General features: G+C 55.0%; 13 protein-coding genes and 1 pseudogene. 7 read left to right on the forward strand and 7 right to left on the reverse strand.

Annotated elements, in window-relative coordinates:
• Window positions 1-969 precede the first annotated feature (969 nt).
• Entirely contained in the window at window positions 970-2,118 is a 1,149-nt protein-coding gene (locus SMC7_RS06010; protein WP_119089451.1) for an AAA family ATPase, read from the reverse strand.
• A 303-nt stretch (window positions 2,119-2,421) separates the two neighbouring features.
• Between SMC7_RS06010 and SMC7_RS06015 the strand changes: the two genes are divergently transcribed.
• From SMC7_RS06015 to SMC7_RS06035, 4 genes are all read left to right on the forward strand, one after another.
• Window positions 2,422-3,018 (forward strand): hypothetical protein, encoded by a 597-nt coding sequence (locus SMC7_RS06015; protein ID WP_119089452.1) that lies wholly within the window; start codon window positions 2,422-2,424, stop codon window positions 3,016-3,018.
• Between the two features lie 194 nt (window positions 3,019-3,212).
• Complete coding sequence (locus tag SMC7_RS07400; protein ID WP_243620311.1) at window positions 3,213-4,556, forward strand: hypothetical protein; 1,344 nt, start codon at window positions 3,213-3,215, stop codon at window positions 4,554-4,556.
• Window positions 4,505-7,015, forward strand: a complete 2,511-nt coding sequence (locus SMC7_RS06030) for a hypothetical protein (RefSeq protein ID WP_119089455.1) — start codon at window positions 4,505-4,507, stop codon at window positions 7,013-7,015. Before SMC7_RS07400 ends, SMC7_RS06030 begins: the two co-directional genes overlap by 52 nt.
• Window positions 7,016-7,101: 86 nt before the next feature.
• Window positions 7,102-7,980: a hypothetical protein gene (locus tag SMC7_RS06035; protein WP_126850746.1), complete on the forward strand. Its 879-nt coding sequence runs from the start codon at window positions 7,102-7,104 to the stop codon at window positions 7,978-7,980.
• Between the two features lie 191 nt (window positions 7,981-8,171).
• Here SMC7_RS06035 and SMC7_RS06040 read toward each other — a convergent pair whose 3' ends face one another.
• The 5 genes from SMC7_RS06040 to SMC7_RS06060 form a co-directional block, all read right to left on the reverse strand.
• Window positions 8,172-8,912 carry a hypothetical protein gene (locus SMC7_RS06040; protein WP_119089457.1) on the reverse strand — a complete coding sequence of 247 codons (741 nt, stop codon included), beginning with the start codon at window positions 8,910-8,912 and terminating at the stop codon, window positions 8,172-8,174.
• A gap of 547 nt (window positions 8,913-9,459) precedes the next feature.
• A complete protein-coding gene (locus SMC7_RS06045; RefSeq protein ID WP_119089458.1) occupies window positions 9,460-12,612 on the reverse strand; it encodes a type I restriction endonuclease subunit R in 3,153 nt (1,050 codons plus the stop codon).
• The gene (locus SMC7_RS06050; protein ID WP_119089459.1) at window positions 12,609-14,042 is read right to left on the reverse strand and encodes an ATP-binding protein; all 1,434 of its coding nucleotides are present in this window, start codon (window positions 14,040-14,042) and stop codon (window positions 12,609-12,611) included. The genes SMC7_RS06045 and SMC7_RS06050 overlap by 4 nt, the downstream gene beginning before the upstream one ends.
• Window positions 14,039-15,301, reverse strand: a complete 1,263-nt coding sequence (locus tag SMC7_RS06055) for a restriction endonuclease subunit S (RefSeq protein WP_119089460.1) — start codon at window positions 15,299-15,301, stop codon at window positions 14,039-14,041. Before SMC7_RS06055 ends, SMC7_RS06050 begins: the two co-directional genes overlap by 4 nt.
• 2 nt (window positions 15,302-15,303) lie before the next feature.
• Window positions 15,304-16,848 (reverse strand): type I restriction-modification system subunit M, encoded by a 1,545-nt coding sequence (locus SMC7_RS06060; RefSeq protein ID WP_119089461.1) that lies wholly within the window; start codon window positions 16,846-16,848, stop codon window positions 15,304-15,306.
• A gap of 328 nt (window positions 16,849-17,176) precedes the next feature.
• Between SMC7_RS06060 and SMC7_RS06065 the strand changes: the two genes are divergently transcribed.
• The 3 genes and pseudogenes from SMC7_RS06065 to SMC7_RS07635 form a co-directional block, all read left to right on the forward strand.
• Window positions 17,177-18,154: a hypothetical protein gene (locus tag SMC7_RS06065; RefSeq protein WP_119089462.1), complete on the forward strand. Its 978-nt coding sequence runs from the start codon at window positions 17,177-17,179 to the stop codon at window positions 18,152-18,154.
• A gap of 239 nt (window positions 18,155-18,393) precedes the next feature.
• Window positions 18,394-19,077 carry a DUF3800 domain-containing protein gene (locus SMC7_RS06070; RefSeq protein WP_165845192.1) on the forward strand — a complete coding sequence of 228 codons (684 nt, stop codon included), beginning with the start codon at window positions 18,394-18,396 and terminating at the stop codon, window positions 19,075-19,077.
• An 841-nt stretch (window positions 19,078-19,918) separates the two neighbouring features.
• A pseudogene (locus tag SMC7_RS07635) lies at window positions 19,919-20,040 on the forward strand (transposase); the annotation flags it as partial.
• Between the two features lie 283 nt (window positions 20,041-20,323).
• Here the strand turns inward: SMC7_RS07635 and SMC7_RS06085 are convergent.
• On the reverse strand, window positions 20,324-21,163 hold the full coding sequence (locus tag SMC7_RS06085) for a hypothetical protein (protein WP_165845193.1): 840 nt from the start codon (window positions 21,161-21,163) through the stop codon (window positions 20,324-20,326).
• Between the last annotated feature and the right edge of the window lie 55 nt (window positions 21,164-21,218).

The raw sequence follows: 21,218 nt of genomic DNA on the forward strand, positions 1-21,218 counted from the left end.
CTCTTCAGCTGTAGAAGTGGGGGGGGGGGTCGCTGGTGGTCAATGGGAGATGCCGAAAACGTAGTATTGATACGGTCGTGGTGGAGATAGGGGGGATTGGTGGGTCCTCACGACTCTCTGTTCATGCGCTAGTTAGCGCACTTCGGATGCGGTCGTCGGCGACAGGTTATGGGTGGCGAGAGCAGGTCAACCGGTTGGGAGCCAGGTGGAGGTAGAACAACGGTGGTTGTGTGGCGGAGATAGGGGGCAATCGTTGGGTCTCACGACCACCTGCCGGTCGGTTGTCTGCGATGATTGCGATGATCAATAAGGCGCATTTGCAGCTGATTGCAGAACAAAGAAAGACAGCGCTGTGGATAGGGAGAAAGACGCTCGCGCACCTGTGGACTGCTTGAAGGCGCAGAACTCAAGCACTCTGAAGTACGATCGAGGCTAGGAGGCCGGGGTTTGAACCAGCTCGTGTACTTGAGTACCTGACTGGTCGGATGGGTACTTCACATCGGGGACTTGATCACCTGGCTAGATCTATCTTGGTCAGAGTTCTTCGGTCTCGGAAGCCGGTGGTTTGCACAAGAAACGCCACGGACAACATGGTCAGAAAGCCCGCGTGATTGAGCGCGGTATCTGGAATCGAGCGATGTTGTCAGTGGAGTAGGGTGCTGGCATTCTCGTCAGATTGGGGAAGGGTGTGGCGGGGCGATTGTCAGTCGGAAATGGCGCAAATGTCAGTCTGAGGGCGGCTCTACTCCATTACACCAACAGTGTTACACCAACAGTGTTACACCAACAGTGCAATGGAGATAGAATTGGTCGGAGCTCGCATGCGAATTCTGAGCTGACGAGTCTCGACAACAATTCGGCGACGGTGTGGCCACAAATCGCAAAGAGTCATCGGCGAGACCATAGATTCGGAGGTCGGGCGCACTTTTCGGCAATAGACCCGGGAGATGCAAGACCGGTCCGAGATGCCTAGATCGTATCCGTTCCTGCATCTCTGATCCATACTGCCATGACGGGATCCACGAGGCGCCACTCCTTCTGCTCACGTTCAATGAGGTCCAGTACCTCGAGAGTCTTCATGGCCTTCGCCATGCCTGATGCAGACAGACCATATTGCTGCAGGTATTCGTGTGCCAAGGGCTGCGCCGTAGGATCAATGGCAAGACTGTTCAGCGCCCGTCGCTGGACGGGGGTAAGTCCCATCCACGTGGCTTGGAGGAATGATGTCTCGGAATGGATCAGTTTATTCCATGCTGCATCGATGATTTCGTCAGTGCAAGCGGTCTCTGTCATGTTCCAGATAATGCCTGCGAGCTCTTGGACGTAGATGGGGTATCCGGCAGCACGGTCATAGATGGCAGAAGCCATAGCGGGACTGCACGTCTTGCCAGTATTGGAGAACTTCTGAACAATGTAGGGGACGAAGTCGGCGCTGCCGATCCTATCGAGTGTCAGAAAGGTGGAGCTGCCGTAGAAGGGTCGATTCTTGCCAAACATGTCCATGAGCAGTTGCCGTCGGCTGCCTACATAGACGAAGGAGACGTCTTTCTGCATCGAAATGTGCTCACGCAGCGTTCCCTCAATCCTTTTTGACTCTGGGAGCGTACTTATTTCCTGAAACTCGTCGAACACACAGCAGGCCTTCCTGTGGTTCTTCTGAACGTAGCTGAGCAGACTTGCCATGATATCATCAAGCCCTGCGGCAGGCGATGTCCCGGGCGTCATGGCGGCAGAAACACTCATCTCATTCTGACGTACAGTGAAGGTCACCGTGAAGCTCCCGAACAGGTTCGTAAGGCGTTTCTTGAAACTGCTCGGAGATGCCCCACGTCCGATGCCAGCGATGACCGCTCTTGCCAGCTTCATGACGAAGTCCTGCTCTGAGAGAACAGAGAAGAAGTCGGCATAGACCGTCAGAAAGTCCTGTTCGTGAAGGAGCACAATAGCGCGGCGGGTGAGAGACGTCTTTCCGTAGCGGCGGGGAGAACTCAGAACGACGCTCTGTCCGCTCAGGACAAGATTTTCCAGCTGTGCTAGCTCCTTTGTCCTATCACAGAAATCGGCACCATCCGCAACGGTGGTGATGAACGGATTGCTCGTCCTTGAGCTTCTCTGCATGGCCAATTCCTCCATTACGCGAATAGCGTTACGCCGATAGTGTTACACTAACAGCGTTACACCAATAGTGTAATGACAGAGATGAGTCGCGCAAGTCTATGTGAGGACCCCGCAACAGGCAAATTGCACGGATCCAATTGGTGTGCCCGCGTGTACGACGCCAATCATCGGCGTCCTTGAGCGTGAGAATTGATTTGCAGTCGCACACATGGTTCAGACGGTGACGTGATGGATTCCACAATGTCGGCGGGAAGTGATACACTAAAATGTAGCTGCATGCAGTATTAGGAGGGGGATGGTCTCATGAGTATGCCGTACTGGGAATACTTCTTGGCAATCGAGCAGGATCTGGAGAAATGCACTAGGTACGTCCAATTCGATGTGAGGAACTACAAGGCCTATTCACTGGAATTCGCCAGAATCATCGTGGCTAGCGGAGCCGAATGTGATACCGTCATGAAATCGCTGTGCAACTCCATTGATGATTCCGAAGATCCAGACAGTATTGGCTGGTATTTCCCCATAGTGAGTTCAGCGTACCCCAGGTTCACTGAGTATGAGATCAACATACCGCGATATGGATTGTCCTTCATGCCTTGGAAGGGTTGGTCTCCGACCGATAGCCCTGATTGGTGGAAGAGTGCCTACAACAAGATCAAGCACGAAAGAGACCAGCACTTTGAGAGTGCGAACCTGGAGAATGCCATTCTGGCCACGGCTGCACTCTTGTCCACGTTGCTGTACTACTACGTGCAACTACGGTCGAAGGAGGAGGAGTCAAAGTGGACGACCTTCATCGACATTGACTATCTGCAATCGCCGAGGCTGCTCTCTCCCAAGCACTACGACAGGTTGTGGCAGGGGGCGGATATTCTGTGGGATTACGATATTCTGCGGTAACCAGAGGACAGCCAATCGCGGAAGTCACTCCCATCGAGGAGTTCTGCGGTACGCGCTGTGGAGCGGATTCAGCACCTGTTCTCGTATCAGCGTTCACATGGCAACACTGACACGGTAGTGCTGGCGAGTCGATCGAGCTCGAGAGAAGTGCCGCTGGTGTACCAACGATGTCTGTGGTGGAGGCATGGAGAAGAATGAGCAGAATCATTAGTGAACTGGAACTGGATCAATGGGTCAGGAATCATCCGACGCCTGCAGAGAGCGCGGTTCCGGAGCTTCTGTTGCGTCTCGTCAGACAGTCCTGCCCGGGTGCCATCGAGAGACGCATCCCGATTGGCGACAGCATCGATCAACCTGGGCTCGATGGCATCCTTGTCACAGAGAGTGGTTTTGGCGCTTTCGTACCGAGAGGAAGATCCTGCTGGGAGATTGGGACCGGAGCGGATACAACAGCGAAGGCGACAGAGGACTACTCCAAACGAACCACCGAGAAGAACACGTCGGTTCCGGAGGACATAAGGGTGGAATCGACTTTTGTCTTTGTCTCGCCTCTTTCGGCACAGCGAGGTTGGCGAAGGGAATCCCAGTCAGAATGGCTGGCACAGCGAAGAGAACGGCACGAGTGGGCTGATGTCCGAATCCTTGACGGAACCGGGATTGTTGATTGGCTGGAAGATTTCCCGGAAGTCGAGTTGTGGCTCGCAGGACAAATGGGGATTCATGTTGACCAGATCGAGCTCCCAAGTCAACGTTGGGAGAGGTTGTCTTCTGTTGGCGGCCACCGGCTCGTACCAGAACTGTATCTTGCAGGTCGTGAAGCCGTCTCGATCGCGCTGACAAAGGCGTTTGCCCATGAGCAAAAACAGTTGGAGATTGACACCCATTTCCCCGGTGAAGCAGTGGATTTCGTGTCAGCTTTCATCGCGTCGAAGGAAGCAGGTGGAGAAGAACCGGCGCTTGATCAGTGCCTGATTGTCTCCGGAAGAGAAGCTTTTGACGAGATTGCGGGACTTGAGACAACCAGGGTGTTGGTTCTCGACTTCCCGTTCGGTGACGACAGCACGATGACGTCTGCCATCGCACAAGCAGAATCGAAAGGAAATGTCGTTGTGTATGAAGGAATACCGGGAGGGGAAGAAGACTGGCAAAGGGTGCTTCTGGCGAAGCCACGCAGGCATGCGATTGAAGAGAATCTTGTGAAGGCTGGTTACTCAGAAGAGCGAGCTCGGTTACTGGCACAGCAGAGTGATCAGAATCTGAGCGCTCTGCTCAGGCTGATTCAGGGCGTTGCAGCTACACCCGAATGGTCTCGCAGCGGAGAGGCTGCTGACCTCGCCTTGGCTCAGCTGGCAGGTGGATGGCATGAGGGTTTGCCGGCTGACAAGGCGGCAGTAGAAGAACTGTCAGGCAGGGACTACGCGACCTGGGCGGCGAGACTCAGTGGATCATCGGTCAGCGAAGAAGCCCGATCGTCCGGAAGGGAAAGGTGTGGCAATTCGCCGCACGCTATGAGGGCTGGCGGTGTCTGGGCCGGCTGATTCACGATGAGGATCTTGGCAGGTTTCAGAAAGTCGCCATCGATGTCCTGAGTGAGCGGGATCCGCAATTCGACCTTCCGCCAGACAAGCGATTTGCAGCATCGATGTATGGCAAGACGCTCACGCATTCTTCCGAACTAAGGAAAGGGTTATCGGAGACGTTGGCGCTCCTCGGGAGCTACCCGAACGTGCTTACGTCATGCTCAGCGGGAAGCGCCGAGGGGACCACCACTCTCGTCGTCAGGGACGTTCTGTCAGGGGCAGGTTGGGACCGATGGGCAAGCGATGATGATGTTCTGCCGCTCCTCTCCGAAGCTGCGCCATTGGAGTTTCTAGATGTGGTGGACAAGGCTCTTCGCGTGTCGCCATGCCCTTTCGATTCTGTCTTTGCTCAAGAGGGGAAGGACCTGCTGACCGGAAGGAACTACATGACCGGTCTCCTCTGGGCGCTTGAAGGACTCGCATGGAATCGGGACTACTTCTCAAGAGTAGTGAGCATCCTGGGTGAACTGGCGCAACGCGATCCATCAGGAAACTCAGCGAACCGTGCAGCCAATTCCTTGGTGAGCATACTTCTGCCGTGGCTGCCCCAAACGACTGCTGCACTCGACCAGAAGAGAACAGCAGTTGAGGCCTTGTGCACGGCCCAACCGGGAGTTGCCTGGAGTCTTCTTCTCGCATTGCTTCCATCAACGCGCCAGGCCTCCTGGCCCTCTCACCGCCCTGTTTGGCAGACAGGGTGGATCCCTGACGACTGGCGCAGGGGCGTGACAACACGGGAGTACTGGGATGCAGTGACTACATACGCTGGACTCGCAGTGCGCATGGCGAAAGGTGACCTGCACCGGCTTGCCGAATTGCTGGATCATGTGGACAGTCTGCCGCCCCAGACCTCAGACGATGTACTTGAGTATGTCATCTCGGATGCGGTCAGGTTGTTGCCTGAAGAGACCAGAGTGGACCTCTGGAACCGACTGATGAAGTTGACCGGCGAGAGCATCAGAGCACAAAGATCCCAACAACCAACGGACCAGAAGGTGCTGGAGAAGGTCAAAATGGCTGCAGAGAAGATCGGTCCGGTGTCTCCTTTCTACCGATATCAGCGCCTCTTCACTGACCGAGCACATGAGCTTTTCGATGGTCAAGGAAGCTACGAAGAGCAACGAAAACGCGTTGATCAAGAGCAACAGAAAGCTGTCAACGAAGTATACGGAGCCGACGGCTATGACGGTCTGCTCAGATTCGTCCGCGCTGCCCAGTCGCCGTCCCGGGTCGGATCTGCTCTGGGAGCTTGTGCTGATAGCATGATTGATGCACAAATCCTCCCCTCGTTGTTGGACTCCAAGGATTCTGCGATGGAACAGTTCCTCGGCAGTCTCATATGGCGTAGGCACTTTGTGCTTGGCTGGGAATGGGCCGATGCTCTCGATGTCCGCTCTTGGACCCCCGATCAAAAGGCTCAATTCCTGGCGTATCTTCCCTTTGCGCCAGAAGCCTGGGAACGTGTCTCAAAGTGGTTAGGAGAAGACGAGTCCAGATACTGGATGAAGACTTCCGCGGAACCACGTGAAAGTGACACTGGGCTTGGAGAAGCCGCTGAAAACCTGCTTCGGGTTGGCCGCCCATTGGCTGCCCTGAGATGCCTTGAACACCTAGCCGTCGACAAGAAGGCGGTTGGCGGCCAGCTGGTTGTTCGCACGCTGAATGCAGCTGCGAGCTCCTCCGAGAAGCCCCACCAAGACGATGGATACGCTATCGTCCAGCTGATTGAGGTGCTGCAGAACGATCTCACCGTGGAACGGGCAGATGTTGCCAGAATTGAATGGCTGTTTCTGCCTCTCCTTGAAGGCGGGCAGCACAGAGTGCTTGACCGCGAATTGGCGAAGAATCCCGGCTTGTTCTGCGAAGTAGTACAGATGGCATTCCGGTCTGGGAAGGAGGCGGATGCGCCTCGCAACCTGAATCAGCAGCAGCAGCACATGGCAGAGAATGGTTTTCGACTGCTCACTGAATGGCGAATTCCACCTGGACTGCACGAGGATGGTACATTTCATGGGGAAGAGTTGCTTTCTTGGTGGAACGATGTGAAGGCGAGGTGCGCGGAATCCGGTCGTCTAGAGGTCGCCTTGGACATCGTCGGTCAAGTCCTTGTTCATGTTCCTCCGGATCCTGACGGCTTCTGGATCGACAAGTCTGTTGCGCAAGCGCTTGACCAGAATGACGAGAGCGCTGAGTGCCTTCGTTCCGGGTTTGGCAGCGCAGTGATCAACTCACGAGGCGTCTATTGGGGGAACCCTTCAGGCGAGGATGAAAGAGCCCTGGCAGCCAAGTACCGTCAGCAGGCCAGTGATCTGAATATGGAGGGACTCCCTCGCTTGGCAGCGACCTTGCAGGGAATTGCGAAGAGGTACGACCAGGAAGCGGGGGAAGTCGTGACACGCCATGAGTCGGAAGAGTAGTTGACATGAGGAACCTCCGTTGTCAGACTACCAAGAGAAATGACCGTGGTGTCGGTCTTCCGGCAGCCAATTGTGTAGCCGGATGAATGATCCGTAGAGGAGGGGGTGTCGAAATTAACATGAACTCTGTCGGTTCAGCGGACACATGCGTTGCCGATTTTCGAAAGCGCTGGAGCATGACCCAGGTTCCAGCAGAGGCAATTGAGGACTTTCGAAACAGAGCATTCGGCAGCATCAAGGAAGCCCTCGGAGGCTTGATACTAGATGATTCGTCGATATCGGACGCGTTCCTCCACGCGTTGGGGGAACCGGTGTCATCGGATGATTGGGGGTACATCAACAAGCCGACGGAGACGCCACTCTGGCACGCCCTAGAGCGAAGAACTACGCTTCCCGAATTCGTTCTTGGACTTGAGGTCCTGTTTCACATCGGATTGGATGGTCGCGCGCAACAGGAATTGGCGAGGCTGTTGCGCAAGGACATTGTGGCTTCGGGAGTATCAGTCTCATGTGCCGAGAGCAATGGCTACGTCACTTTCTACCCGGAAGGGGCACGGTTGCTTGACGAGCAGGTCATCAACGCTGATCTCACCTGGCTTGGTGCCTACCCGGAGGCTCTGAAGGCTTTTTCCGAGGCCCTCAGTGTGTACGGCTCGTCCAGCCAGCACAGACACATGCTCGATTGCCTTAGAGTGTGTATTGAAGAGCTAGCTAGGAAGTTGTTGGGGAATGATCTGTCCCTGGAGAAGAACACCGTCGGCTTGTTGGCGCTTCTTGGGCCCGTGCTAAGCAAAGAGACGCGGAACATGACTCGCGTGCTGCTCGACTACTACACCAGATACCAGAACGAACACGTCAAGCACCACGATGACTGGACGCCAGTCGAGGTTGCATTCATCCTGTATCTCACTGCGACGTTCGTCTACCTGCTGATTGCGGCGCGTCGGGAAGATGGCCATGACTAGCAATGCGACCGCATCGTGACCGGATCAGAGCGGACGGTCGGTGCTCAAGAAGCATGTGGGACTGCAGCTGATTGCGTTGCTCTCACGGGACGCTGCTGTGACATCAGACTAGTACTGTTCTGGAAGACCTCGCACGACAATGGCAGGCTACGGGGTTTAAGCGTTGCGTATCGCCATGCTTGAGCGGAAGCTCAATGGGTCCAGCCCGAAATCATCTTGTAGAGGGTGTCAAGGAACCGATTGAGACCGGGTTCGATTAGGACAGCCAGGCGCATAGAGGAACACAGGAGAACTATTGCGGTCACCGTCGCTACGAGTCCAAGCAGCCTCTTGTTCTTGCGGAGAGGACTCCTTCTCACTGCTGGCACGGCAAAGCCAAAGAGTACGACACCGAAAATGGTTGCGGCGATCGGATAGACGAGGAAGTATCTCCATATGTCCCTGTAGTCCACGAAGAAGTCGAGAAGCAGCAACAGGACAGCGAGTGTCAGTATGCCCTTGAACAGCATAACCTTCATACTGTCGCTCTGCGAGGGGAACCGGGTCCACAACTCGACGCACAGGATCAGCACGAGTGTCGTAAACAGAAACGTGACAACATACGCGAACCACCGGATTCCCAGTTGCCCCGTGAAGAAGGAGATGGCAGTGAAGACACCGATGACCTCGATGATCTTCTGGTTAGTCTCTAGGAGCTCCGAAAGAGTGGCAGTCGCGACGGATTTCGGTGCGGCATGATCTGCAACGGTGGTGCCCTGAGAGAGGACTGTCTCCGGCTCGCATTTGGTCGGCGCGGTTAACGGAAGGCTCTCCGGGTCGGGAGCAACTATAGCCTTCTTGGGATTCCGCGTTATCAACGTCGACAAGAGCACCAGAGAGCCAACAGCGGTGACAATACAGCCCAGGCAGGACAACGGCCTCTTCTTGGTCAACTTGCGTCTCCTTGATCGCGACACTGGCCCGCGCTCTGCTCTTATCGGGATTGCCTTCGTGCGTGATCTTCATTAGTATGACGATGAGGTCGCTTTCCACAACTACTGGCGCTGATAGTACTCGTAGTGCTCACGCCTGAGTGTGTCGGACGGAGTGGAAGTGTCTGAAACCGCCCTGACAGACTTGACCTGGGTCGACGTGGTGAGTAGTGGATCTACGATTCTCGAATGTTCAGGATTGATGCCCCTATTGAAGCACAAAGTGGTCGGGTGAGGGCGAGAGCTGGGGAGAAATCGTGAAAGAGTCTTGCTCCAGAGTTAGTCCTAGAGCGGCTTTGGAGTACGTGGTGGAGATAGGGGCGAACAGGCAGTCCTGCGATCCATCGGCATTGCTAATGTTGAAGCTGATGTTGGAGGTGGTCCTTGGTATCTCGTCTGGCGTGACAGAGCGTCGAAGCAGAGATGTGCCAAGTCTTCTGTCCCAGACAATCCAGAACCGAGAACCGTGAGGGACCGACCAGCCAGCAGCTGTAGTCAGGCGACCCCTTTACTGCGTCGTGTACACACTGTGTCCAGCGCCATAGTAGGCTTCATAGACGTGCTGGAACACGGCGGAGGACTTCTGCTCGAACAGCTGTGGCGTGTAGGCCTTTGGTAGGCCCTGGTCCAGCAGCTTCTCGATAGTCACTCGTACCGCGGCTCGGGATTGCTGACGTTTGCGCCAATCAAGCACCAGCTTCGCCTCTTTGAGCGTGACCAGCAGTTTCCGGGCAGTTACCTTCACCTTATCGCGGTCGGCAGCGCCCATATCAATAGGTGGCTTGGTCAAGAGATCGAAGACTGCCAGCTCTTCTTCACTTAGTTGCTCGCTCACGCCCCGTCGTTCTTCCTCGCTCAGCTCCCTGTTGAAAGCATCCAGTTGATGAAAGAACTCCTCGGCGTTGAGACTGCCAGCGTTGTATGCGTCGATCATCGCCTGGAACCGCTCCACATAGTCCATGCGCGTGCGGTTAAGTCGCACCATACCCACGAGTTTCTGTGCCACTGCGCCTTTCAGCTTCTCGTTGAGCGTGCGCTTGTGGCCTGTCTTGAACTGCTCCGCCAGCTTCTCGAAGTCGATCTTGCTCAGGTCGACGAAACGCTCGTAGTCGTCGGCAGCACTTGCCTTGACGACGTAGCCCTCAGCAGCAATCGACTGGTCAAGTAGACCCTCCACATCCTGCATGACCTCAGAGATGTCTGCAGGCGGTATCAGAGCCCGGATCTTGTAGGCAATGACCTCAACGGGATTCACTTCTGCGGCAAACTCCTGCGCAGACGGATCGGGCAGCACGGCCTGGAGAAGACGCTGGACGCTGTTGGCAAGATCAAGATAGCGGCGCTTGACCTCTTCGGACGTGACTAGTGCCTCTACCGCGTCATCAAGCAAGCCGACCCGCGAGAAGCCTTGGGCGCTCTGGATGGCCGTGAGACTCACTCCCCGTTCCTGACACAAGCTACGGGTTTCTGCGAGCGACTGTCGCAATGCCGCCACCAGCGCAGCCTTGTCCTCTACCGGTTTGTCGCCCCCCTTGCCTGCACCATAGATGGCCAGGGCGGCCTCCAGGTTGCGAAAAACCCCCACGTAGTCCACAATGAGGCCGCTCACCTTGCCAGGATAGACCCGGTTGGCTCGAGCGATCGTCTGCATCAGTGTGTGGTTGCGCATCGGCTTGTCGAGGTAGATGGTCGAACAGTTCGGCACGTCAAACCCGGTCATCCACATCGCGCAGACGAACACCAGACGGAAGGGGTCCTCCGGATCCTTGAACTTCGTTTCCAGGTCCTCCTCGACTATGCGTTTGCGGTGTGGACGGATGTCCAGCCCCTTCTCTGCCATATCGGCGATCTCGTTCTGCCCCTGAGAGACGACCACTGCCATGTCTGTTTCCTGCATCCGTGCGATCTGTTGTTCGATCTCCTGTCGAGTAAGATCATCGGCCACAGCCAGCTGTGCCGTCAACTGCGCAATCTTACTAGCCCAGTGCCTCTTCACCTTGTCGTACATGCGAATGGCCGTGGCTTTGTCGATCGAGACGACCATGGCCTTGCCCTGGAAGCCCCGGCCTGTGAAATGTGCCACCAAGTCTTTCGCCACCGATTCTAGCCGATCGTCACGGGTGATCAGGTGGTACTCGCGCGCGAACTCTCGTTCCAACGCCTTCTCCTGGCCCTCATCCAGTTCCGCCTCTTCCAACAACCGCTCCATATCCTCATTGAGGTTGTCATTGACCAGCTGCAGTTCAGGAATGCGATTTTCGTAGTAGAGAGGAACCGTCGCATGATCGATCACCGATTGCTGGAAGTCGTAGACGCTGACATAGTCCCCGAATACCTGGCGGGTCTTCTCCTCGCCGACGATCAGTGGCGTGCCGGTGAAAGCCAGAAAAGAAGCGTTGGGCAGGGCCGTGCGCATGTTCAACGCCAAGGTGTCGTACTGGCTGCGGTGTGCCTCATCCGTGATGACGATGATGTCGCTGCGCTCCGACAGTACCGGGTGCGGTTCGCCTTGTTCGGTGCGAAACTTGTGGATCAGCGTGAACACGTAACGGTGGTCTTCAGTGAGAAGTCTCCGCAGATGCATGCTGCTTTCCGCTTGGGCGTGGGCTTCGGTCACAACCCCAGCCGAGGCGAAGCTCTTGTAGATCTGAGCATCCAGTTCCTGGCGGTCCGTTACCACCACGAAGGTCCAGTTGCCCGGTATCTTCCGTAGTACCTTCTGGGCGAAGAACATCATCGACACGCTCTTGCCGCTGCCCTGCGTGTGCCAGAAGACCCCCAGCTTGCCCTTGCGTTGCCGAATATCGGTCAGCGCTTCCAGCGCGTTATTGACTCCCAGGTACTGGTGGTTCTTGGCCGTCAGTTTGATCAGTCCGCCGCGTACCTCCTGGAAGAGGGTGAAGTTCTCCACCAGGTCCAACAGCCGCGTCGGATCGCAGACGCCACGGAGCATGGTTTCCAGTGACACTTGTCCCGTCTCGCCTTCGCTGTCGATCTTCTTCCATTCGGCGAAGTGCTCCCAGCCCGCGGTCACGCTGCCCACGCGGCTCTCACTCCCATTGGAGAGGATGATCAGAGCGTTGGGCCAGAACAACTGTGAGATCGTGTCCTTGTAGTCACGCAGATTGTCGGCGAATGCGGTCTCCAGACGGCGGTGGGCAGCTTTCAACTCGATGAACACGAGTGGAAGGCCGTTGACAAAGCCCACCAGGTCGGCCCGGCGCGTGTACATCTCCCCGGTGACCCAAAACTGCGAACAGAACAGCAAGTCGTTGTTGGTCGGCTCTTCCCAATCAATTATGTGCACGACTTCTACCGTTTCGCCGTCCCCCTCGGGATTGGGAACAGGGACGCCCACGCCGCTCTTCAGCAAGTGGTAGATCTCGCGGTTGGCAGCCACCAGGCTCATGCGTGAACGGTCACGGGTCAACTCCTCGATGGCCTGATCGATAGCCTCGGGCGATGCATCCGGATTGAGCCGCCGCAGGGCAGGTCGCAACCGTTTGGTGAGAATGACCTCGGCTCGAGTTTCACGACCGAGCGTGCTCGCGCCATGGTCGAACTCATGGTAGGCGTTGAGTGTCTCCCAACCCAGTCCTGCCAGCAGGTCGACGGCGGGCCGCTCTACCAAGGCGTCCTCCGTGTAGCCGGCGGGGCTCATGATTGCGATTCCTTATCAGAGTTTTCAAGAATACTGCGTCCAGTCGCGGTGGTGCGATACCGTTGCTTCGAGCTGCGGGGTTTGTCAGGAATGGTCATCTCAATAAGACCGGCACTTATGAGCGGATTGATGACTTGGTCCCTGAACTTGGTCCTGTTGGTTCGACCGGCAAGTACCAGCAACTCGCCTATTGAACTGTCTTGCAGGCATTTGTCGAGGATTCGAACTTGGTCCCGACTTGGTCCCGACTTGGTCCCGACTTGCGGGGCGGATTCCACCGTCTCATGGGCCTCTTCATGTCCGGCAACAGCAACAATCGGCCGGAACACGGCCGTGAAGAACCCATCCATGGCAAACACCGGTTCTGGATACCCCTGCTCCCTGGCCCCTTCACGCATCCGCCGAATACCCGTACCAGCCTTCTCGATAAAAGCGATGCGGTGCAGCAGATCCGCAATCAGCGGGTTGCGGCGCACGCTCTTGCTTCCGAGATCTTCGGGAAGCATCCCCTTTGGGAGACCGCCGGGACTCGATATTTCGATGCGATCCTCGTAAATCTCGACAAAGACATTGGCTCCCTCTATGAACCAGTCCCGGTGCATGACAGCATTAGTGATGGCCTCGCGCAGTGCGGCCACGGGATATTCTGGAATCTCCTCACGCTGGAGCTTCTCGATCCGGTAGGCCGTGCGGGTGTTGCGCTCGATGAACCGCAGACTGTCCTCGATGTCGGCGACAACGCCCCCGGCAAAATCCTTGCGGTCCAGAATATGAACCTTGCTCGTTCCCATGAACAGCAGACAGGTGACATAGGCCTGATTGAAGAACCGTCGCGGCTCACGGGCAAAGAAAAGCACCCCTGCGTTGTGGAAGAGCAGCTTGCCGCCCGAGCGTTCTGCCGCCTCGATGTTCACCAGGATGTCCTCCACCGAGCCGCCTTGGGAGATCGTGCTCTTCCGCAGCCAGTCGCTGAATTTATCCGGATCGAAATCATCAGGATAGCGGAAGCGCGTGCAAATGGATGAATCGAAGCGGATGGCTCCAACCTGTTGGAAGAGATCACGGATCTCTTCGCGGGAGAGCTTCTGACTCATGGCACCTTGCCGCACGAAGAAACCATCGCTGCATTGCACCGGTTTCGCGTCACTCTCGCGGACCGTCACCGCGGTTACCTCGCCAATGCGCTGAAGCAGGATCTTTATCGGCGGATCGCAGTTGCGGGCAATGTCCTGGATCTGGGCGCGCAACCTGTTGCTATCTGCAATGCCCCGAACAGTACCATCATCCCGGACGCCAAGCAGGATCCGGCCGCCAACGGTGTTGGCGAAAGCAACAAGCTCGCGGGCGAAGGAATCGGACAGCGCTTCCTTGTACTCTAGAGTGACCCCCTCGCCCTCCTGGAGTAGTATGGCAAGATCAGCGGCTGTCATGCTGAGGTCCCCTCGGGAACTGCGATGTCTAGGTCTGCCACGTCTATCTCGCCGGAGACGAGTCGGGGTAGCAGTAGATCTCTGGTACGGCGGAGGATTAGGTTTTGCTGCTGAAGAGTCAGCATAAGCTCCATGAAGTCCGTCGCAGCATGTCCGAACTGCTGAACGATCTCTCGGGGAGGGCAGATCGTAAGGATGCGACTCAGGCCATCATTCGTCAGTGAGCGCTGCGTGGCCCCGGTGCAGTACCGGTCCTTTTCCTGGTGGAATTCCCTTGATGCTATCGTCAGGAACAAGAACGGAAGAGAATCCTCGTCAGCCGCTACGAATCCCGCAAAACCCGAAGAGAGCATAGCATTCGCGGCCAAGGCAGCGTTGGGCCTCGCTACTGCAAGCACTTTGTATGTCTCCTGCATCCGCGCAAACCAGACTGAGTTGAGTAGTGGCTGCTTCTGTGCCCGACTTGGCTTCTGCTTATACGCGTAGTCGACACCGTCGCTGACTATCGTGATTCCATCGATGTCCGCTGTGGCATGGTACCGCTTCGTGCCCACGTAGGGCCCAACGTTCTGATCGATGAAGTTCCAGTTGCCGTTGTCCATCGCGCCCTTCACTTCCCAGCCCTCTGGAATCTGGCCGAGAGGAGAGTCTATGAAACGAGCATCCTGGCCACCAGGATAACGGAACTTGACGAACCACTCGCGGTAGAGATTCTGCGCCATGTCCTCAAGAATCTCGATTCGCCGAAGGTCATTCTCGATCAGACTTTCATAGGGCAAGAGAATGCCGGCGATTTTGCTTTGGTCTGCAACATCCGGTAATGGAAGCTTGATATGAGCGATGCTCTTGAGACTGATAGTAGGCTGTGATGCTCCGCCCACCAAGGAGTCGATCTGTTGCCTGACAAACGGCGTATTGAGACAGCAGTATAGAAAGTACGGGACCGATCTGCCCGGGTCGGGTGTTATGCACACCGTGTTCTGACCCAAACAGAATTCCTGCTCTCGATCAACAAAGCACGAGTTGCCATATGAACCGACTCTTGAGAAGAGAATATCGCTGGCTCGGGGCCTGTGACGTTCGATGAACTCTTGGTAGGTCTCATCCTGAACCTTCAACGTTCTCGACAAGTCGAGGAAACCACGCTTGATGTCCGTCACTCTAACCATGGGATACCCGTCCTCAGAATATGCAGGGGTCTTGTGCAGACAGTCCCACAGGGTAGCAATGGAACCAAGTTCTGCCTCTGGATATGCCATGTTTACCCAACTATCCTTGCCACGTTCTCGGCAATCCGCTCCTGCAACTCAAGGGCCTCGGTATTGAGAGCTTCCAGTTCCTCGTTCTGCTCCTCCAGCCATTCCCTGAAGTCAGAGTGCTCTTCCGCTCGGGTGGCCGCGCCTACGTATCGCGCGGGGTTCAGACACCAGCTCTGTGCTTCGATCTCGGATATCGTCGCGACCTTGCACAGGCCCAGCACGTCGGCATACTTGCGATCAGGGAAGTACTCTGCCATCAATTTCGCGCTGTCGTGCAGCTCCTCTGGCTGCTCTCCTCGGTAGAGTCGGGCAATGTTGGCCAGAAACTCTATCTGCGCCAGAGTCCAGTCGCGGTGAGCACGGTCAATCTGGCGGTAGAGGTGGCGAGCGTCGATGAAGAGCACGTTGTCCGCCCGAACAGTCTTGTGCTTGCTCTTATCCAGGAACCAGAGTGTACAGGGCAGAATCACGGTATAAAAGAAGTTGGGGGCAACTGCTACCATCACATCGACCGCTCGAGCCTCGACCAGTTGCCTGCGAATTTCGAGCTCGGAGCCTCTGGCATCAGCAGCCGAGTTGGCCATGACAAATCCAGCGCGACCGCTGCCATTGAGGGCACTGTAGAACAGCTGGATCCAGAGGTAGTTGGCATTGTCTGCCCTAGGTAGACCAAAGGGAAAGCGCGGGTCGTTCTTGAGCCGATCCTTGTCTACTCCATTCACGTTGAAGGGTGGATTGGCCATGACGAAATCGAACTTGCCGCTAGAATGGTGCAAGTCTTCGTAGTAGGTGTTCCCTTCCCTAATGTCACCAGCTAAGCCATGCACGGCTAGGTTCATCTTGGCCAGACGCACCGTCTCGGACACCTTTTCCTGCCCATAGATACTCAGTTCAGCATTGGGGTTCTTCTTGCGTCCCTCAACGAAGCGCGCGCTCTGCACAAACATGCCGCCAGACCCACTGGCTGGGTCGAACAGGAGACCGCGGTAGGGTTCGATGATGTTGACGATGAGTTGGACGATGGCAGTAGGAGTGAAGAACTCGCCACCCTTTTGACCCTCGCTCATGGCGAATTGGCCAAGGAAGTACTCATAGACCTTGCCGAAGGCGTCCCCCTCAATGTCCGTGGGGATGGAATTCATGGCCTTGAGCAATTCCTTGAGCAGGGCGTTGTCAAAGCGGTTGTAGGTCTTGGGCAGCACGTCCTTGAGGTCGGGGTTCTCCGCCTCGATGGCGCGCATGGCATCGTTAATGGCCGCGCCGATGTTGGTCCCTTCCGGCAGTCGGATCAGCGTCGAGAAACGCGCCGCGTCGGGCAGATAAAGCACGCCTCTTTCCTGATAGTCCACCGGTCCGACCTTCCGCCGGCCGCCGCCTTGACCGGCCAATTCCTTCGCCGCCGACTGGAATTTGTGATCGGCATAGCGCAGAAAGACCAGCCCCAACACCGGGACGGCGTATTCCGAGGACTTCAGCCTGGAATTGGCTCGCAGTTCATCGGCTGCTCCCCACAGGCGGGATTCAATGTTGTTGCCATTATGATTCACGACGCCCCCTCGGTAGATTGGAACTCCTTTGGAGTATAGCACTGCACAGCGGAAACGCGCACATGAGAAGGTCCCACGGAATGGGGATGGAGAGACCCCACATTTGGTCTGGATCTGAGTCAGTCGCTGGTCGGAACGTAGGATCGGAATGGGACACTTACAGACTATACTGGTGCATACGACAACGGGCTTGAGTGTCTGCGGTTGTCTGCCCCGAGTCGCGGACAACGTACCGTCAGGTTCGCTGACGATTCAGGGCTGGAGTAAGGTTCAGCAGAATGCATGGGGCGCGGCAACATCCATTGGTTTCTAGACCGAAGGAGGACCAGTGTTCGGAATTGGACCATTCACGATGCTTGACTGTGCTGATTGCCAGCGGGGACAGTCACTCTCACTGTCCCCCGAAGAAGCCGACCGTTCGCGGAAAGACATGAGAACCTTCCTTGCCAGCAACTGGCGTTGCCCCGTATGCGGCAAGGAATGGTCGGTCCAGGAGGCCATGATCCAAGGATTAATCAGCAGCCACCAGGGCGCTTCAATGAATGTGGTAGGCAACATACTTCTTCATGGAAAGACAACTGTTGCCACGGGGATAGAGAGAGTGGTCGAGCTTGCCCAAGAAGTACCTCTGATTCTTGGCGTGAACTTCACGCCGTGGGGCAAGTATGCCAGGCTTGGTTGGGTTTCAGCCGGTAAGGACAAGTTCATCATTACCAGCTCGACTATTACAGCAACGGCCGGTCAGGATCCGAAGAGATATGCAGGGCTTGGAGAAGAGCTGGACGTAGATTGGATGTTGAGTGGGAGATCGAACTGGAGCAACCTAGACGTTCCGGTCTGGCAAATCGTTCTCATTCAGGCCAGAGAACAGCTGGACCGAAAAGGGTATAGCCTGTCTATTCTTAGCAGCGTCGTCGCTTTGGAGGCCTTTGTGGGCGCAATTATCACCGGCGCGTTTCATGATGCTGGAGTCGAGAAGAAGGTCTCGGATATTGTTTTGGAGCATACATCTGGCATTACCCGAAAGATTGACTCCTTGCTGCCAAGCATTGCTGGGATCTCGCTCAAGAAGTCAGGACTACGAGGCCGCTTGGGAGATGTGATCGAACGTCGAAACGAGATCGTACATGGTGACGTAGCAGAGTCAACAGAAGGGGATGCGCGCGAGGCATTTGAGGTATGCGTGCGCACCATATTTCATCTACTTGTCCAATCCTTGAATGCAGACGCAACACGCTCGGCGAGAGAACAGCGGCTTCGCAGCAAATCGGCTAGTGGAGACCTCGGCATGGAGTCGCGAGCTTGATAATACCTGGGCGTACACGGCACATGGCGCACGGCCTATTGCCGACACCGTATCGTCTTGGTTTCGCCTAGTGTCTCATAGCAGTCAGTGCCAAATCCAAATCGGATACTAGAGAGGCACCTCGTTCACTAGGAAACGAGGAAAACGGAAGGTTCGGAGAAGCTACTTGTCTTTTCGCTTTGCTCGCAGTATATTGCTGTGCAGGCAGAACATCGAGAAACTGGAAAGCGGAGGAGAGAGTGCTTGGCAACTACAGAGCGTACTGCGACGAAAGCAGTCATCTCGAACACGATGGACTCCGTGCTATGGGCCTTGGGGTTCTGTGGTGCCCTGAAGAAAAGACAGGAGAGGCAAACCATGCAATCCTGGAACTGAAACGAGTCCACGGCATTGCTCAGACAGCTGAACTCAAGTGGACAAGAGTGTCCCCAGCGAAACTGGATTTCTACCAAGCGCTCATAGACTACTTCCTCAATACCACATACCTGAACCTTCGGGTACTAATTGTTCCGGACAAGTCTGTGCTGAACCACGCTGCATGGCACCAGACACACGACGATTGGTACTACAAGATGTACTATGTCGCCCTGAAACATGTGCTCCAAAGATGCCTGAGCTGTGATGTCTTCCTAGACTACAAGGACACTCATGGTGGGCCCAAAGTCCGCAAGCTGAGAAAGTATCTCGCAGGCGTAGTCTCGAGTAGCATTGCCGTCCAGACAGTGCGGTCCGATGAAGTCCCCCTGGTGCAACTCGTGGATCTACTGCTCGGTGCCGTAACGGCCGCGAATCGCGGTGACGTAGCCAGCGCCGCGAAGCTTGCACTGATCGAGCAACTTCGCCGGGGATTGCACAGTGACCTGCGAACCGAAAGCAGCTACAGTGCAACGAAGTTCAACATGTTCCTATGGCCCTCGTCTTGAATCGGCTTCCCTGGCTTCCAGCGATGTTGCCGCCGCGAGGATGTGGGCAAACTTGGGAGAACTACTTGATCCCCGTCCTGCGTGCCTACTCGGAAGATTTCGCATCGACTTGTCCACTATGCCACGGGAAGCCGGTGGCTCCGTTTTACCGCCGCAGTCCAAGTGTCTCTGGGTATGAAGGCGGATTCTGGCACCTTGTTACCGATGATCCTCCGATTCCGCATGACCATGATGAGGCACATCGAGTGTTGTCTGAGGATCGTTGCCGAACCATCAAGTGGCCCCGCCCAACCATCGAACACATTGACAGCGGGGTGCCTTTGGTGTGGCTCCAGAGAATCAGCGGAGGAATGAGGACTCATGTACTGCTACGAGATGTTCCCTATTTGGTGGTGCTGGAGGAAGATGTGAACGTCGTCTATCTCACGACCGCCTATCCGGTTACACGTAAACATACGCTGGAGCAGCTACTAGACCGGTACAACCAGTACGGAAGACCATAAAAAAACGCACACCGCAAAGCGGTGGCGTAACTCCTTCTACACATGGTAGATGAGCTACTAGTACTTGTACACCAGTTTTTAGAATTGTCAACTACCACAAGCACCCTCAGCCAATCTGCCTGAGGCACTTCCTCGAGAAGCCAGTCCTTGCGCTCAAAGCATTATGGAAACGGTTCTGCAAGATGAAGGCGCAGAACAGAACTGCCGTGAACATCAACGGTCTTTCACCTCGGCCCATTCAGATCCTAGACTAAGTGCGGTGCTAGGCGCAACCCAATCGCTTCTTCATAATCGTGAGAAAACGTCGAAAAGGGAAGTCGAAGTCTGTGACGTAATTCAAGGTTTACGTTATGGGCGACATACATACGGATACGATAGAAGGTTTTTTGGAGTCTGCTAAAGCGTGGCATTTCAGGAGTCTATCATGCTGTCTCTGACAAGTATCTTCAATCTTACCTAAATAGATACAGTTTCCAGTATGATCACAGAGAAGATAAGACCCCGATGTTTACTACGATGCTCAAACGAGTGTAACCTACTTTTTAATTCGACGACAAACCTTGCCTAAATCACGCTCAGCATCTCTCTTGTTGGAAGGTTGTCCTTGGTCAATGGTTGCCTGTGAAGACAATCCTTCAGTCAATCCATCATGAATATTGCTCGGCAAATATGCGGCTATGTTGTGACCTTTACTTACCTCAAGCCATTGCTGGGTACTAACTCCATTTGTTAAGCCTGGCATTTTATTCTACCTCCGATTTGATTGTCTCACCCTTGATTTTCTTCTGCTGTATTGGTCTGAAGCCATCGGTGCGGGTGATAGTAGCTAAATCTATGGCTCCGCCAACACCCCGTATACCCACTTGCCATGTTTGAATCTTCATAGTAGTTCGTATTAAGAAGATAGATAAGTCAACACAATCCTGTAGTGGCAAGAATTGATAGGGAATCTGTACGCTTAATGGCTTGAGTGCATTTTCCAGGGTAGTGGTTTGGATATCAGATAGGTTTAGTGCTGCTTTTACTAAAGCAACTAAGTTCGGGTCAAACCCTTGTAACAGACGGTCCGTGAATTCCCGTTGTCCACCCCATACAGGTCCAAACATACCTGGGTCGCTATCCCATTCCTTTGGGGTTGGGCCTGACGGGATATCCACTTCAAATACCCGTCCATAGGGCGCATCTTTATCAAATCCACCTACCAAGAAGACTATATCGGGTATCGTCTTGTTCTGAGGCATATTTGCGGCTGTCCACTGAGTCATAAAGAACTCGCTCAATTTCCCTGCAAATTCTGTCACTGACAAACGTTCCTTTGTCTCTTGATTCAATTTAGCTTCAAACTCAGGTAGCAAGCTATGTGCTGTCCGAGGTGCTGCTAAACCAATAGCTCCTAATCCATAGGTAACTGCCGCAACAAAATCTTGCCCCTTCACCTTGAGTAGTTTAGTAGCATTATCGTAACTAGCAGGAAGTAACATAGCTTGCTGTTGAAGTTGACCAGGTTGGACTTGAGTAGTTAATGTTACTCTGCTATCAGCCGCCAAGACTATGCCCTCTGCACCTTTGAAGGCTATACCCAATGACATATTACTCCCCCTTTCTTGCTCTAGCAAAGAGTTTACCATATAACTATAT

The organism is Candidatus Cryosericum terrychapinii, assembly GCF_003570925.1.
GTDB lineage: Bacteria > Caldisericota > Caldisericia > Cryosericales > Cryosericaceae > Cryosericum > Cryosericum terrychapinii.